Below are 14,174 nucleotides of genomic sequence, written 5' to 3'. Positions count from 1 at the left end.
GACGTGCGACGCGCAGGAAGTCAGTAAGGTTTTTTGGAAAGTTTTTGAGAAAGGGGTTTTGAACAGGTGGGAGAAGGCCTCCCACCGGGGTGTTTCAATAGATCAGGCTAAGGCCTGCGAGGTCCAAGCGTTGCACTTGAAGCTCCTGGGTCAGGGTGGCAAGCGCTGTGTCGAGCATGTCGAGGCGGAACACGCCGCTGACTTCGCGCTCGCCCAACGCCGAGTCGGTCAATACGACGCGGCCTGGGCGGTAGTGGTTGAGTTGCTCGATCACCTTGGCCAGCGGCTGGCGATCAAAAATCAACACACCGCGTCGCCAACTGGTGGCGCGCTCCACATCGAGTTGATCAAGGGGCACCACGCCTTCCTGCGGGCTGTAGCGCGCCGCTTGACCTTCCTTGAGCACCCTGTCTGCCGGCCCCTTTTGGGGAGTGGCCTGCAACGTGACCTCCACGCTGTGCTGCAACACACCGACCCAGGCCTGACGATCCGCCTCGCGCTCCACCACAAACCGCGTACCCAGCGCCCGGGTCTGGCCCCCAGCGCTCTGTACCACGAACGGCCGGGTTTCCTGGCCCACCATGGGCGCCACATCAAAAATTGCCGAGCCTTGGATCAGGCTGATGCGCCTTTGCACGCCGTCGTAATCCAGGCGGATGGCGCTGGCGGAATCGAGCTCGACCTTGCTGCCATCGGCCAGCTGCACGGTGCGCACTTCGCCTTTTTGGGTCACGTAGTCGGCTTGCATGCGCAGCAAGGCATCCGGCCCGCGCACCCAGCCAACGCCGGCCACCACCACGACCAACGCAACGGCAGCCGCTCGCTGCCAAGGCTTTCGGCGTTTGGAGCGACGCACGGGCATCGCTGCCGCCGCCGGGCGCTGGCGGTGTACCGGCTCATCTTTATGCACCTCGCCCAAGGCCGCCCAGGTCTGCTCGGCAAAGCGCAACGCGGCTTCGTGACGGCTGTCGCAGGCGATCCACTGCCGCAGCTCGGCCTGCTCCTGTTCGGTCAGGGCACCGGCGTGCAGGCGCACCGCCCACTCGGCGGCCGCCTCGGTAATGCTGTGCTGTTGCGGACCCTGGCTATTCACGTGTGAATCTCGAATTTTTCGTTATGTAACGCTGTGACGTCTGACCTGGCGTATTTCGGTAATTCATTCGTCGGATGGCGCCACCTCGCCTTCCTGCAAGCGCTGCATCACATAGGCCAGGGCCTTGGCCAGGTGCTTCTGCACGGAGCTGTCAGAGATGTCCAGGTGCCGGGCGACCTGGGCGTGAGTCATGCCTTCAATGCGGTTAAGGCGGAAAATCTGCTGGGTGCGTTCTGGCAACTCTGCCAATGCCTGCTTCAATGCCTGCCGCTGTTGCTGCGCCATTGCCTGAGCCTCCAACCCGGCCACGTCATCTTCAATCTCGGCCAGCGCCTCGTGGGGCACGGAGTCTGTCTTGCGCCGCGCTTCCTGGCGAATATGGTCGATCAGCAGATTGCTCGCCGTTCGATAGAGATAGCCCTGGGAGTTGTCGATGCGCTCGCCGGCCGGTTTTTCTGCCAGGCGCAGGAAACTCTCCTGCACCAGGTCTGCGGCCAACTGCGGGTCCCGTACCTTGCGGGCCAGATACCCGCGCAGGGTATCGGCATGCTTGAGAAACAGGCCCTTGAGATCCACGTCCGACAAACCGACTCCCTGGAACGTAAAGGAAACAGGCGGGCATCTTAAGCGTTGTCGAGAATGATTTTCAATTGATATCTAATCTGATTCTACCGTATGAAAGGTCTGATTAGGTGTTCGGTAATCGAACAGATCCGCCGTGACCAATTGACCAAATTAACTAACCAGTACATTTTATCCCCACAACAAACAAGAACAGTGGAGATACCCCCATGCAGCCCATCGTGCTGGTGCTCAACGGCCCCAACCTCAACCTGCTCGGCACCCGCGAACCCGCCACTTACGGCCATGAAACCCTGGCCGACGTCGCCGCCCTGTGCGGGCGCAGCGCAGAAAAACTCGGGTTGAACATCGAATTTCGCCAAACCAACCACGAAGGCGAACTGTTGGACTGGATTCACGGCGCCCGTGCCCGTTGCGCCGGTATCGTGATCAACCCGGCAGCTTGGACCCACACGTCGGTGGCGATTCGCGACGCGTTGGTAGCCAGTGAAGTGCCGGTGATCGAAGTGCATTTATCCAACGTGCATGCCCGCGAAGCGTTCAGGCATCACTCGTTTGTATCGCCCATCGCCAAGGCGGTGCTGGCCGGGTTTGGCAGCCATGGCTATCACCTCGCCCTGGAGCATTTCAGCCAGGTGTTGAAGGGATGAAGCCGCGCATTCTCGCGGGCCTGATCGGCGCCGGCATCCAGGCCTCCCGCACCCCGGCCCTGCATGAGCAGGAAGGCGACGCCCAAGGCCTGCGCTACCTGTATCGCCTGATCGACCTTGAGCCCCTGCACCTGGACATCAACGCCCTGCCCGATCTGCTGGACGCCGCCGAGTTGATGCACTTCACCGGTTTGAATATTACCTACCCGTGCAAGCAGGCGATCCTGCCGCTGCTCGATGACTTATCTGACGAAGCGCGCGGCATTGGCGCGGTCAACACTGTGGTGTTCAAACACGGCAAACGCATTGGCCACAACACCGACTGCCTGGGTTTTGCCGAAGGTTTTCGGCGCAACCTGAATGATGTGGCACGCCGCCGCGTCGTACAGATGGGTGCCGGTGGCGCAGGCGCGGCGGTGGCCCATGCGCTGTTGGCAGAAGGCGTGCAGCACTTGAGTATTTTCGACGTCGACCCCGCCCGTGCCCACGACTTGGTGGATAACCTCGCCCAGCGTTTCGGCAGCGGGCGCGCTCAGGTCGGCAAGCACTTGGAAAATGCCATGGCCGAGGCCGATGGTTTGGTGAATACCACACCGATGGGCATGGCTAAATTGCCAGGCACGCCGGTGCCAGCGGCCTTGCTAAGACCCGAACTGTGGGTGGCTGAGATTGTGTATTTCCCGCTGGAAACCCAACTGCTGCGCGACGCCCGCGCCTTGGGTTGCCGCACGCTGGATGGCGGCAATATGGCGGTGTTTCAGGCGGTGAAGGCGTTTGAGCTGTTCAGCGGTGAGGCGCCGGATGCAGGCAGGATGTTGGCGCATTTTCAGAGCATGAATACTTAGCTGGCGAAATGAAACTCAAAATGTGGGAGGGGGCTTGCCCCCGATGGCGGTGGGTCAGCCAACACATCTGGTGACTGACACACTGCAATCGGGGGCAAGCCCCCTCCCACATTTGATTGCATTTCAATGCCGAGATTTTCAGGCCTGCAGGTAACGCATCACCGACTCACAAATCATCTCCCGATGCCGCTGCTTAATCACCTCATCCGACAGCTCGATCTGAAAAATCTCACTGAACGTATGGCGGTTGGACACCCGGTAAAAGCTGAACGAGTTGATCAGCAGGTGCACGTCCAAAGGCTCCAGCCCTTCCCGGAACAAACCCAGCTCGGCACCACGGCGCAGCGTTTCCCCCAGCCCTTCAAGGATCTTGCTGTTCATCGCCTTGATCGTGTCGGTGCGCTTCACGTACTCGGCATTGTGGATATTCTCGATGCTGACAATGCGCACGAAATCCACATTCTGGTCGTGGTGATCAAAGGTGAACTCCACCAGGCGCCGGATCGCTTCGCGCGGTTCCAGGGCGGTGAGGTTCATGCGGGTTTCGGTGTTGCGAATGTCGCCGTAGAGCTTCTCCAGCACCTCGACGTACAACTGCTCCTTGCTGCCGAAGTAGTAATAGATCATGCGCTTGGAAGTGTGGATGCGCTCGGCGATGGCATCCACGCGAGCGCCGGAAAGGCCCTGCTGGACAAACTCGACGATGGCTTCCTGGAGTATGTTTTCGCGAGTCTTTTCCGGGTTGTTCTTACGACTCTTACGGGGTGCCTCGGCGGTCATGGTGCGCTCACAGCCAGTGTTATGCAGGCGCTGATTATGGGCCGCGATGCTCCCCGAAGGAAGCACCCGGCCAGCCCTTATAAACGCGCCTGGCGCGCCGCGCCGCTGCGCGATTTGGCCATCGCCGCCAAGCGCACCGCCACGTTGGCCGCACCGTAACCGGCATAGCCGTTCTTGCGCTGGATGATCTCGAAGAAAAACCGCCCTTCGAACGGCTCGGTGTACACATGAAACAGCTCACCGCCCTGGGCGTCGCGGTCGTACAGCACGTTGTAGTACGCCAACTCGCTGAGGAACTCATCGTCGAAATCGAAGCGTGCCGCCAGGTCGTCGTAGTAGTTGAGCGGGATATCCAGCAACGGCACACCCGCCTCTTTCGCCCGGCGCACCTCGGCGAAAATGTCCGCGCAGTCGAAGGCAATGTGGTGCACGCCCGAGCCGCGATAGCTCGATAGGGCGTGGGAAATGGCCGTGTTGCGGTTCTCGGAGATATTCAGCGGCAGGCGAATCGAGCTGCAACGGCTGCGCAGTGCGCGGCTTTTCACCAGGCCGTAGGGGTCGGGCAGCACCACTTCGTCATCGGCTTCGAAATCCAACAGGCTCTTGTAAAACAGCACCCAGCTGTCGAGGCTGTCGGCCGGCAGGGCCATGGCCATGTGGTCGATGCGCAGCAGGCCACCGCTGGAAGCTGAAGAGGCTTGCAGGTTGAAGTCGGTGTCATAGATCCCGCCTTCGTTCTGGTCCACCAGGTAAATCAGGCTGCCATCCGGCGCACGTACGGCGGCCAATTCCAACTCGTTCGGCCCGACCAACCCGCGATAGGGCTGCCCCTTGTAGGCCACCGCTCGTTCCAGGGCCTTGGCGCTGTCTTTGACCCGCACGGCCGTGGCGCACAACGACGGCCCGTGGGCTTCAAAAAAGTTGTGGGCGAAAGAATAGGGTTCGCAATTAAGGATCAGGTTGATATCGCCCTGGCGAAGCAGGCTTACGCTCTTGGAGCGATGCTGCCCGGCCTTGACGAAACCCAGGCGTTCCAGCCACAGGGTCAGCTTGGCGCCCAGGCTCTCATCCACGGCGAATTCGAGGAACTCAATGCCGTCGTACTCGCTTGCGGCCGGGGTATCAAACAGAATCTCGACCGGTTGCGCTGGCGCTTCCTGTTTCAAGCGCTCGCGGGTTTTCTCTTCCAGGTACAGCAAGGAACGCAGGCCGTCCGCCGCATTCGCACGGGTAGGCGCGGCACGAAAACCGTCGTTGAAAATCTCCAGGGACAACGGCCCGGTGTAGCCACTCTTGATGATCGGCGCCAGGAAGCCTGCCAGGTCAAACTCGCCTTGCCCTGGGAAGCAACGGAAATGCCGGCTCCACTCCAGCACATCCATGGCCAAAATCGGCGCGTCGGCCATTTGCACAAAGAAGATCTTGTCGCCCGGGATGTCGGCGATGGCGCTCGGGTCGCCTTTGAGGGACAGGGTGTGGAAGCTGTCGAGCAACACACCAAGGGCCGGGTGATCAACCTGACGCACCAAATTCCACACCTGCTGCCAGGTGTTCACATGCTTGCCCCAGGCCAGCGCTTCATAGCCAATGCGAAGGCCACGGCGGCCAGCGTGTTCGGCCAGCAGGCTCAAGTCATCGAGTAGAATGCGCTCGTCGCCGACACTGTCGGCCGACGCGTTGCTGCACACCAGCACCAGGTCAGTGCCCAGTTCCTGCATCAGGTCAAACTTGCGCTCGGCACGCTCCAGGTTGCGCGCCAGGCGGTCGCGGCGGCAGCCTTCAAAGTCGCGAAACGGTTGGAACAAGGTGATGGCGATGCCGAGGTCGGCACACATCTGCCTAACTTCGCGCGGGCTGCCGTCGTAATACAACAAGTCGTTTTCGAAGATCTCAACCCCATCGAACCCGGCGGCGGCAATGGCTTCGAGCTTTTCTGGCAGGGTGCCGCTCAAGGACACAGTGGCAATGGAACGTTGCATGGGCGACTCCCGGCAATTGTTGTTTATGGCAAATTATTCGCCCCCAGCCTGGCGGCAGCAATTAAAATGTACGAACCGGTTAGTTTTTGGTGCGATTATCGAACACTTTGCCTGTTTGGCGAATTGACGATTTTTTAACCACTGCGCACCATCCACCCCGTAACCAGCGTTAAAAAAAGACCCAGAACACACCATAAAAATTTCAAAAAAAACGGGTACGACCTCATGCCTCTGCAAAATTCCGCCCTGGCCGCGCGCCCCGGCACCCCGCACGCCGGCATCGGCGACAAGATCCGCGGCGCCCTGGCCGTGGGTAAAACCCGCTGGGGCATGTTGGCCCTGGTGTTCTTTGCCACCACCCTGAACTACATCGACCGCGCCGCCCTGGGCGTGATGCAACCGATCCTGGCCAAAGAAATGAGCTGGACGGCGATGGACTACGCCAACATCAACTTCTGGTTCCAGGTTGGCTACGCCATCGGCTTTGTGCTGCAAGGCCGCTTGATCGACCGGGTAGGCGTCAAACGCGTGTTCTTCTGCGCCGTGCTGCTGTGGAGCCTGGCCACTGGCGCCCACGGCCTGGCAACGTCGGCGGTGGGTTTTATGGTCTGCCGCTTTATCCTCGGGCTGACCGAAGCCGCCAACTACCCGGCCTGCGTCAAGACCACACGGTTGTGGTTCCCCGCCGGTGAGCGTGCGGTGGCCACTGGTATCTTCAACGCCGGCACCAACGTGGGCGCGATGATGACGCCGATGCTGCTGCCGTTGATCCTGCACGTGTGGGGCTGGCAGGCGGCGTTCCTGTGCATGGCGTCGCTGGGTTTGATCTGGCTGGTGTTCTGGGGGTTGAAGTACTACAACCCGGAAGACCATCCCACCGTTAAACAATCCGAATTGGACTACGTGCAACAACACGTCGAGCCAGAACAACCAGGCGTGCCGTTCAGCCGCATCCTGCGCATGCGCGGTACCTGGGCGTTCGCGATTGCCTACGCGCTGACCGCGCCGGTGTTCTGGTTCTACCTGTACTGGCTGCCACCGTTCCTGAACCAGCAATACAACCTGGGCATCAACGTGACCCAGATGGGTATCCCGCTGATCATCATCTACCTGACCGCCGACTTCGGCAGTGTAGGTGGGGGCATTCTGTCGTCGTTCCTGATCGGTCGCGGCATGAACTCGATCAAGGCGCGGCTGCTGTCGATGCTGCTGTTTGCCTGCTGCATCGTCGGCGTGGTGATGGCGGCCGGTTCGAGCCAGCTGTGGGTTGCAGTGTTTGCCATCTCCCTGGCGATTGGCGCGCACCAGGCCTGGACGGCCAACATCTGGAGCCTGGTGATGGACTACACGCCCAAGCACATGATGAGCACGGTGTTTGGCTTCGGCGGCATGTGTGCGGCCATCGGCGGCATGTTCATGACCCAGATCGTCGGCCACATCCTCACCGTGACCAACAACAACTACACCGTGTTGTTTACGCTGATCCCGGCGATGTACTTCCTGGCGCTGACCTGGATGTACTTCATGGCGCCGCGCAAGATCCCTACCGTAGACCTTTGATCTACCGACGCCGCTGCTGCCAGGCAGCGGCCAACCCGCTCATGCAAATCACCCCGATGCCGACCACCGTGGTCACGTCGGGGGTATGACTGAACACCAGCCAGCCCAACAACCCCGCAAACACGATCTGGCAGTAGCCAAACGGCGCCAGCAAGGCCGGTGCCGCGAAGCGGAACGCCTGGGTCAACATCAAGTGCGCGGTCATCCCGCAGGTGCCCAGCGCCAGCATCAATACGCCATGCCACAGCGTGGGGATCTGCCAGAAGAACGGCACCATCGCACTCATCACCAAGGTATTGCACAGCCCGGCAAAGAAGTTGCTGGTGGTGGGCGTGTCGACCTTGCTAAGGATGCGCGTAAGCAATTGGTAAAAGCAGAAGAACAACGCCGAACACAGCGGCAGCAATACCGCAGGCGTGAACAGCTCGCCGCCGGGGTGGATGATGATCAGCACACCGACAAAGCCGCAGATCACCGCCAGCCATTGGCCACGGGTGACGTGCTCGCCGAGCAGGGGCACCGACAGGGCGGTCACCAGGATCGGCGCCAGGAAGTTAACCGCCGTGGCTTCCGCCAACGGGATGTAGTGCAACGCCGCCGTAAAGAACAGGCTTGTGCCCAGCAGGCATAAAGCCCGCACCACCTGCATGCCCGGCCGCTTGCTGCGCAGTACGCGCAAGCCCGATTGCGGCAGGAAGATCCCGGCCATCAGCAAGGTGTGCACCATGTAGCGCGCCCACACCACCATCACGATCGGGTAGAACCCCGCGAGGTATTTGGACAAGGCGTCGTGGCTGGAGAACAAAAACGTCGCCAGCACAATCAACAGGATGCCTTTGAAAGGGTGGTTGACGCCGGAAAGCGGGGTACTGACTGTCATCGAATTCTCTGCGTGGCGCACGATGGGACTCAACCCGGTAATCTAGCAGCCGGGCGTGGGTCTGCCCCAAGAGCATAACCAAACACCGTGCGAACAGCGCACTAAATCACGGGAGAGAAGTCCAACGGTTCACGTTGATCGCCCTATTGCACACTTTTTAACCAAGGCCTTGCCGCGATGAAAAAATTCCTCTTTGTTCTGTCTGCCCTTGCCCTGCTCACCGCTTGCGACAAAGCAGCGAAAGAAGCCCCTAAACCTGCGCCCGCTTCGGTGCAGGCGACCCTGGTGCCCGAAACCCCGCCCACCGATAAATGGGTCGGCAAGTGGATCGGCGTCGAAGGCCTCAACCTGACCATCGCCAAAGACGACAGCATCGGCCGCGGGCACTACATCCTCACCATGCAGTACGGCCTCGACGCCGATGACTCGGGCACCTTCAAAGGTGAAGCGGCCGAAGACGGCATCGCCTTCACCCGCCCGGACGGCCCGCAACTGCTGCGTGCCGGTGACGGTGCTGACACCGGCCTGAAATGGCTGGCCGATAAAAAGGACTGCCTGGTCGTGGCAAGCGGCGAAGGCTACTGCCGCTAATAGCGTCCATACTCAACCCTTGTGGTGAGGGAGCTTGCTCCCTCACTACACGACACAGAACGCACATCAAGAGGACCGCCCCCATGCTATGGAAAAAAGGCCGACGCAGTGACAACGTGGTGGATGCCCGCGATGGCGGCGGCGGTGGTGGTGGCATGCGCTTTGGCGGCGGCAAGGGCCTGAGCCTGGGGGCGATTTTGCTGATCGTCGGCATTGGCTGGATCACCGGCCAAGACCCGCTGCAGATTCTCGGCCAGCTCACCGGCCAGATGGAGCAGGCACCGTCCGTCAGTACCCAGACCCGCCAGGCACCACCAGCCAACGACGAACAAGCGGATTTCGTGCGCGCGGTGCTCGGCGATACCGAAGACACCTGGGCCCAGGTGTTCCAGGAAAACGGCCTGGCCTACAAGAACCCGAAACTGATTCTGTTCCGTGGCCGCGTGAATTCCGCCTGCGGTGGCGCTACCTCGGCCAGCGGCCCGTTTTATTGCCCGGCCGACCAGCAGGTGTACCTGGACCTGGATTTCTTCCGGGAAATGTCCCAGCGCTTCCAGGCCGCCGGCGATTTCGCCCAGGCGTATGTGATCGCCCACGAAGTCGGGCACCACGTGCAGACGCTGTTGGGTATCTCGTCGAAAATCCAGGCGGCGCGCCAGCAAGGCCGGCAGATGCAAGGCGACGGCGGCCTGTTGGTACGCCAGGAACTGCAAGCCGACTGTTTCGCGGGTGTGTGGGCCAACCGCGCGCAAAAGCGCCTGAACTGGTTGGAGCCCGGCGACATTGAAGAGGCACTGAATGCGGCCAACGCCATCGGCGATGACCGTTTGCAACAACAGGGTCAAGGCCGCGTCGTGCCAGACTCGTTTACCCACGGCACCTCGGCGCAACGCGTGCGCTGGTTCAAGACCGGCTTCGCCCAGGGCCAGATCACTCAATGCGACACCTTTTCCGCCAAGAGCCTTTAAATGAAGAAACGATTGGGGTTGTTGCTGGGCTTGCTGGTCACCGGCTCCGCCTTGGCCGGCGGGCACCACGTTAACGAAACCGGTCTCGATCGCTTCCCCCTCAAGGCTGGCGATCTCAGCCTGGGGTTGAGCCAGGACTGGCGCCAGCCACTGCCCAACGTCACACGGGCGTTGATCATCGTGCATGGTCGCCTACGCGACGCGCAGACCTATCTGGAAAGCGGCGAAAAGGCTGCGCAGAATGCCGGGCAAGCAGCCAACACCCTGGTGATCGCGCCAAGGTTTCTGATTGAGGCGGATGCAAAGCACGAGCATCTGGACAATCAGTTGCTGCGCTGGACCGACAACGGCTGGATGGCCGGCGAGCCCTCCACCGGCCCGGGCCACATCAGTTCCTACGGTGCCCTTGATCAAATCATCAAGCACCTGGGCAACCGCAAGCTGTTCCCGGCGTTGAAAGAAATCGTGGTGGCTGGGCATTCCGGGGGTGGCCAGGTGGTGCAGCGCTTTGCCCTCACCAGCCACGAGCATCCCAAGCTGCAAAGCGAAGGCATTGGCCTGCGGTATGTGGTGGCAAACCCCTCGTCGTACGCCTACTTCACCCCGCAGCGCCCGGTGAAGTTCGACGCGGCCACCTGCCCCAGTTTCAACGACTGGAAATATGGCCTGAACAACCTGCCCGCTTACGCCAAAGGCCAGAGCCCGGCGCAGCTTGAGCAGGCGTATGTGTCACACGACATCACTTATTTGCTGGGCCAACAGGACACCGACCCGAATCATCACGCGCTGGATAAAGGCTGTGAGGCAGAGACTCAAGGCGCGTATCGGCTGATTCGTGGGCACAACTATTTTGACTACCTCAAGCAGCGGCATCCGCAGTTGGGGCAGAGGTTGGTGGAAGTGCCGGGGGTGGGGCATAACGGGGATGGGATGTTTACGTCGCCTGAGGGGCAGAAGGTGTTGTTTCCCCAGTAATCCCTGAAGAAACCGGCTCAAAATGTGGGAGGGGGCTTGCCCCCTCCCACATTTGATCTTCACTGATTGGGCTGGATCATCCGACGCAGCACCGAGCAGTCCTCGGCATGCCAATCCGCCAACTCCGGCCACGGGTTCTGCGGCAAGTTGACCAACACCGTCCGCGCCCCCGCCGCCCGGCCGCAATCCAGGTCAAAGCGGTAATCGCCGACCATCACCATCTCGCTCGGCGCCACATCCCACGCCGCTGCCAGTTTCTGCAGCCCATCCGGGTCGGGCTTGGGCTGCGCATCATCACGGCCCAACACATCCTCGACGGCAAAGCAGTCCGCCAGGCCAATCGCTTGCAGGGTCACGTGGGCCAACTCCCGCGCATTGCGGGTCAGGATACCCAAGCGATAACCCCGTGCGGCCAGCTCACGTACCAGTTCCACCGCGCCTTCGGCGGCGACCGAGCCCAGCGCCAACTCGCGCTCATGCTCCAGCAACCACGCATGCTTGGCCGCCGCCACGTCCGCCGGCAGCGCCGCCAGATGGGTGAGGATGTCATCCTCGGGTGGAATCTCCAGCGCCACGCGAATCGCCGCAAAGTCATGCACGGCAACCGTGAGGGTGCCGTCCATGTCAAATACCCAATGTTTAACGTCGGTCAGGCTCATGCCCAATCCTTGCGATGACGGATCAAGCCTTCCTGGGTCACCGAGGCCACCAGTTGCCCGGCGCGGTTGTACACGCTGCCACGGGAAAACCCACGGGAATTGCCGGCCCACGGGCTGTCCATGGCGTACAGCAACCAGTCGTCGGCGCGCAGGTCGGCGTGGAACCACAGTGCATGGTCGAGGCTGGCGACCTGCATATCTTTTTGCCACACGGTCTTGCCATGGGGCAGCAGCGAGGTGGTCAACAAGCCGAAGTCGGAGGCGTAGGCCAGCAGGTATTTATGCAACGCAGGCGTGTCGGCCAGCGCGCCGTCAGCACGAAACCACACGTACTTGACCGGGTCGGACGGCTGCGGGTTGAACGGGTCTTTTTCGGTCACCGGGCGCACTTCGATCGGTTTGGGGCACAGCAGCTTGTCGCGCATATGCTCGGGAATCAGGTGCGCGCGCTGCTGGGTCAGTTCCAGCTCCGAGGGCAGGTTTTCCGGGCCGACCACCACGGGCATGGTGGTCTGGTGGTCAAACCCTTGCTCGTCGTATTGAAACGACGTGGTGCAGGTGAAGATCGGGTGGCCCTTCTGAATCGCCGTCACGCGGCGCGTGCTGAAACTGCCGCCGTCACGCACGCGGTCCACCGAATACACCACCGGCAACGCCGCATCGCCAGGGCGCAGGAAATAACCGTGCAGGGAATGCACGTGCCGCGCTTCTTCTACGGTCTGGCTGGCGGCCGACAGCGACTGGCCAAGCACCTGGCCGCCGAACAGTTGGCGAAAACCCAGGTCCTGACTGCGGCCGCGAAAGAGGTTTTCCTCGATCGGCTCCAGGGTCAGCAGGTCAACCAGATCTTCCAATACTTGGCTCATAGAGCAACTCCTAAATCTATGGGGCATTCCGGGCTGCTTATCCGTGCAGCGTGTCCAACCATTGGGCGCGGGTGATGCAATACAAAACATGATGGCGCAGCGGGTCATCGGCTGCGACCTTGGGGTGTTCAAAATCTGCCTGGGGATCGTAATGCATACCGATGGCCTGCATGACTTTTTGTGATGGCAGATTGGCCTCGGTGGTGAAGGCGACAATTTCATCCAACTGCGCGCGGTCAAAACCACAGCGTAATGCCGTCCAGGCCGCCTCGCTGGCGTACCCCAGGCCCCAGTGCTCGCGGGCCAGGCGCCAGCCGATTTCCACCGCAGGGGTGAAGGCTGCGTCGAAGCTGACATGCTGCAAGCCGGTCAGGCCGATAAATTCGCCAGTGTCCTTGCGCTCCAACGCCCACAAGCCAAAACCGTACTCGGCGAAGTGCCCGCGAATGCGGCCGATCAACGCAGCACTCTCCAGGTGGCTCAACTTGGCCGGGAAATAGCGCATCACCTGCGGGTCGGCGCACATGCGTGCAAATTCCGGCAAGTCGCTGTCACGCCATTGGCGCAGCACCAGACGTGCGCTTTCAAGTTCCAGTATCGGCTCCATGGGTCCCCTCCCTTGCCATGTGCGTGAGTGTACAACGCGGGTAAGATGCGTCGCAGGTTCCCGTCAGAAAATCCCATGCCTTTGCCACTGATCTACCACGATGACTACAGCCCTGAGTTCCCGGCGGACCATCGCTTCCCCATGGACAAGTTCCGCCTGTTGCGTGACCACTTGGTGTCCAGCGGGCTGACCGAAGACAGCCAACTGCTGCGACCGCAGGTGTGCCCGCCCGAGATTCTGGCCCTGGCCCACGACCCCGGCTACATCGAGCGCTACATGGGCGGCGAATTGTCCCGCGAAGACCAGCGCCGTCTCGGCCTGCCGTGGAACGAAGCCCTGGCCCGGCGCACTGTGCGTGCTGTGGGCGGCTCGATCCTGGCCGCCGAACAGGCGCTGGAACACGGCTTGGCCTGCCACCTGGCGGGCGGCACCCATCACGCCCACTACGATTACCCGGCCGGCTTTTGCATCTTCAATGACCTGGCGGTGATCAGTCATTACCTGCTGGCCAGCGGCCGGGTCAACCGCGTGCTGATCTTCGACTGCGACGTGCATCAAGGCGACGGCACTGCACGTATCCTGCACGACACGCCCGACGCCATCACCGTGTCGCTGCACTGCGAGAAAAACTTCCCCGCCCGCAAGGCCCAGAGCGACTGGGACATCCCACTGCCCATGGGCATGGGCGATGCCGACTACCTCAAGGTGGTGGACGACGCCCTCAACTACCTGCTGCCGCTCTACCAACCCGACCTGGTGCTGTACGACGCCGGCGTCGATGTGCACAAAGATGACGCGCTCGGTTACCTCAAGCTGACCGACCAAGGTGTGGCCGACCGCGACGAACGCGTGATGCGTCACTGCCTGGGCCGCGACATCCCGGTGATGGGCGTGATTGGCGGCGGTTACAGCAAAGACCGACCGGCCCTCGCCCGCCGCCATGGCATCCTGCACCACAGCGCGCAGCGGGTGTGGGCGTCATCAGGCTGTCATTGAGCTGTGGGTGTTACCCACAATGCCTGTGGAACGGCCTGTGGATAACTTGAGCGTAAGCGTCCAAGAGGCAACACCCACATGGTCTGTAGGAAGTTGTACGTTTTTTGATCAGGCGTTTGCGCTCTCGTCGGGTAGAATGCTCG

At 61.3% G+C, this 14,174-nt stretch carries 15 protein-coding genes; 7 read left to right on the top strand and 8 right to left on the bottom strand.

What is annotated here, in order from left to right; all coding sequences use genetic code 11:
• Positions 1-94 precede the first annotated feature (94 nt).
• Entirely contained in the window at positions 95-1,093 is a 999-nt protein-coding gene (locus tag ICY20_RS23255) for a FecR family protein (RefSeq protein ID WP_194938680.1), read from the bottom strand.
• A gap of 63 nt (positions 1,094-1,156) precedes the next feature.
• Positions 1,157-1,678, bottom strand: a complete 522-nt coding sequence (locus tag ICY20_RS23250; RefSeq protein ID WP_015886011.1) for an RNA polymerase sigma factor — start codon at positions 1,676-1,678, stop codon at positions 1,157-1,159.
• Positions 1,679-1,884: 206 nt separating this feature from the next.
• Here ICY20_RS23250 and aroQ point away from each other — a divergent pair, with 206 nt between their 5' ends.
• Both aroQ and ICY20_RS23240 read left to right on the top strand, forming a co-directional pair.
• Complete coding sequence (gene aroQ, locus ICY20_RS23245; RefSeq protein ID WP_159956026.1) at positions 1,885-2,325, top strand: type II 3-dehydroquinate dehydratase; 441 nt, start codon at positions 1,885-1,887, stop codon at positions 2,323-2,325.
• Positions 2,322-3,170, top strand: coding sequence for a shikimate dehydrogenase (locus tag ICY20_RS23240; protein ID WP_159956024.1), 849 nt, complete (start codon positions 2,322-2,324; stop codon positions 3,168-3,170). Before aroQ ends, ICY20_RS23240 begins: the two co-directional genes overlap by 4 nt.
• Before the next feature lie 138 nt (positions 3,171-3,308).
• On the opposite strand, the gene ICY20_RS23235 is transcribed toward ICY20_RS23240, so the two are convergent.
• Both ICY20_RS23235 and quiC read right to left on the bottom strand, forming a co-directional pair.
• Positions 3,309-3,950 (bottom strand): TetR/AcrR family transcriptional regulator, encoded by a 642-nt coding sequence (locus ICY20_RS23235; RefSeq protein WP_159956022.1) that lies wholly within the window; start codon positions 3,948-3,950, stop codon positions 3,309-3,311.
• Positions 3,951-4,027: 77 nt separating this feature from the next.
• Positions 4,028-5,929 carry a 3-dehydroshikimate dehydratase QuiC gene (quiC, locus tag ICY20_RS23230; RefSeq protein WP_159956020.1) on the bottom strand — a complete coding sequence of 634 codons (1,902 nt, stop codon included), beginning with the start codon at positions 5,927-5,929 and terminating at the stop codon, positions 4,028-4,030.
• A 225-nt stretch (positions 5,930-6,154) separates the two neighbouring features.
• Between quiC and ICY20_RS23225 the strand changes: the two genes are divergently transcribed.
• On the top strand, positions 6,155-7,489 hold the full coding sequence (locus ICY20_RS23225; protein ID WP_194938679.1) for an MFS transporter: 1,335 nt from the start codon (positions 6,155-6,157) through the stop codon (positions 7,487-7,489).
• A gap of 1 nt (position 7,490) precedes the next feature.
• On the opposite strand, the gene ICY20_RS23220 is transcribed toward ICY20_RS23225, so the two are convergent.
• Positions 7,491-8,369 (bottom strand): DMT family transporter, encoded by an 879-nt coding sequence (locus ICY20_RS23220; protein WP_122512559.1) that lies wholly within the window; start codon positions 8,367-8,369, stop codon positions 7,491-7,493.
• A gap of 177 nt (positions 8,370-8,546) precedes the next feature.
• On the opposite strand from ICY20_RS23220, the gene ICY20_RS23215 reads away from it, so the two are divergent.
• From ICY20_RS23215 to ICY20_RS23205, 3 genes are all read left to right on the top strand, one after another.
• Complete coding sequence (locus ICY20_RS23215) at positions 8,547-8,960, top strand: membrane lipoprotein lipid attachment site-containing protein (RefSeq protein ID WP_159956016.1); 414 nt, start codon at positions 8,547-8,549, stop codon at positions 8,958-8,960.
• Between the two features lie 83 nt (positions 8,961-9,043).
• Positions 9,044-9,928 (top strand): KPN_02809 family neutral zinc metallopeptidase, encoded by an 885-nt coding sequence (gene ypfJ / locus ICY20_RS23210; RefSeq protein WP_194938678.1) that lies wholly within the window; start codon positions 9,044-9,046, stop codon positions 9,926-9,928.
• Complete coding sequence (locus ICY20_RS23205; protein WP_194938677.1) at positions 9,929-10,903, top strand: alpha/beta hydrolase; 975 nt, start codon at positions 9,929-9,931, stop codon at positions 10,901-10,903.
• Between the two features lie 59 nt (positions 10,904-10,962).
• Here the strand turns inward: ICY20_RS23205 and ICY20_RS23200 are convergent, their stop codons facing one another.
• From ICY20_RS23200 to ICY20_RS23190, 3 genes are read right to left on the bottom strand one after another with little or no spacing between them, the layout of a single operon-like run.
• Entirely contained in the window at positions 10,963-11,562 is a 600-nt protein-coding gene (locus ICY20_RS23200) for an HAD family hydrolase (protein WP_194938676.1), read from the bottom strand.
• On the bottom strand, positions 11,559-12,428 hold the full coding sequence (gene tesB, locus ICY20_RS23195; RefSeq protein ID WP_122486136.1) for an acyl-CoA thioesterase II: 870 nt from the start codon (positions 12,426-12,428) through the stop codon (positions 11,559-11,561). The genes ICY20_RS23200 and tesB overlap by 4 nt, the downstream gene beginning before the upstream one ends.
• A 37-nt stretch (positions 12,429-12,465) precedes the next feature.
• Entirely contained in the window at positions 12,466-13,035 is a 570-nt protein-coding gene (locus tag ICY20_RS23190; protein WP_194938675.1) for a GNAT family N-acetyltransferase, read from the bottom strand.
• Positions 13,036-13,110: 75 nt separating this feature from the next.
• Between ICY20_RS23190 and ICY20_RS23185 the strand changes: the two genes are divergently transcribed.
• Positions 13,111-14,031, top strand: coding sequence for a histone deacetylase family protein (locus ICY20_RS23185; RefSeq protein ID WP_159956006.1), 921 nt, complete (start codon positions 13,111-13,113; stop codon positions 14,029-14,031).
• Positions 14,032-14,174: the final 143 nt, after the last annotated feature.

The organism is Pseudomonas pisciculturae (assembly GCF_015461805.1).
Taxonomy (GTDB): domain Bacteria; phylum Pseudomonadota; class Gammaproteobacteria; order Pseudomonadales; family Pseudomonadaceae; genus Aquipseudomonas; species Aquipseudomonas pisciculturae.
The sequence above is the reverse complement of the archived record's forward strand: the minus strand, read 5'-3'. Positions and strand labels throughout refer to the sequence as shown.

Bases quoted from the DNA above. Each gene is read 5' to 3' on its own strand.
- aroQ (WP_159956026.1), top strand. From the start codon at position 1,885: ATGCAGCCCATCGTGCTGGTGCTCAACGGCCCCAACCTCAACCTGCTC.
- ICY20_RS23240 (WP_159956024.1), top strand. From the start codon at position 2,322: ATGAAGCCGCGCATTCTCGCGGGCCTGATCGGCGCCGGCATCCAGGCC.
- ICY20_RS23235 (WP_159956022.1), bottom strand. From the start codon at position 3,950: ATGACCGCCGAGGCACCCCGTAAGAGTCGTAAGAACAACCCGGAAAAG.
- quiC (WP_159956020.1), bottom strand. From the start codon at position 5,929: ATGCAACGTTCCATTGCCACTGTGTCCTTGAGCGGCACCCTGCCAGAA.
- ICY20_RS23225 (WP_194938679.1), top strand. From the start codon at position 6,155: ATGCCTCTGCAAAATTCCGCCCTGGCCGCGCGCCCCGGCACCCCGCAC.
- ICY20_RS23220 (WP_122512559.1), bottom strand. From the start codon at position 8,369: ATGACAGTCAGTACCCCGCTTTCCGGCGTCAACCACCCTTTCAAAGGC.
- ICY20_RS23215 (WP_159956016.1), top strand. From the start codon at position 8,547: ATGAAAAAATTCCTCTTTGTTCTGTCTGCCCTTGCCCTGCTCACCGCT.
- ypfJ (WP_194938678.1), top strand. From the start codon at position 9,044: ATGCTATGGAAAAAAGGCCGACGCAGTGACAACGTGGTGGATGCCCGC.
- ICY20_RS23205 (WP_194938677.1), top strand. From the start codon at position 9,929: ATGAAGAAACGATTGGGGTTGTTGCTGGGCTTGCTGGTCACCGGCTCC.
- ICY20_RS23200 (WP_194938676.1), bottom strand. From the start codon at position 11,562: ATGAGCCTGACCGACGTTAAACATTGGGTATTTGACATGGACGGCACC.
- tesB (WP_122486136.1), bottom strand. From the start codon at position 12,428: ATGAGCCAAGTATTGGAAGATCTGGTTGACCTGCTGACCCTGGAGCCG.
- ICY20_RS23190 (WP_194938675.1), bottom strand. From the start codon at position 13,035: ATGGAGCCGATACTGGAACTTGAAAGCGCACGTCTGGTGCTGCGCCAA.
- ICY20_RS23185 (WP_159956006.1), top strand. From the start codon at position 13,111: ATGCCTTTGCCACTGATCTACCACGATGACTACAGCCCTGAGTTCCCG.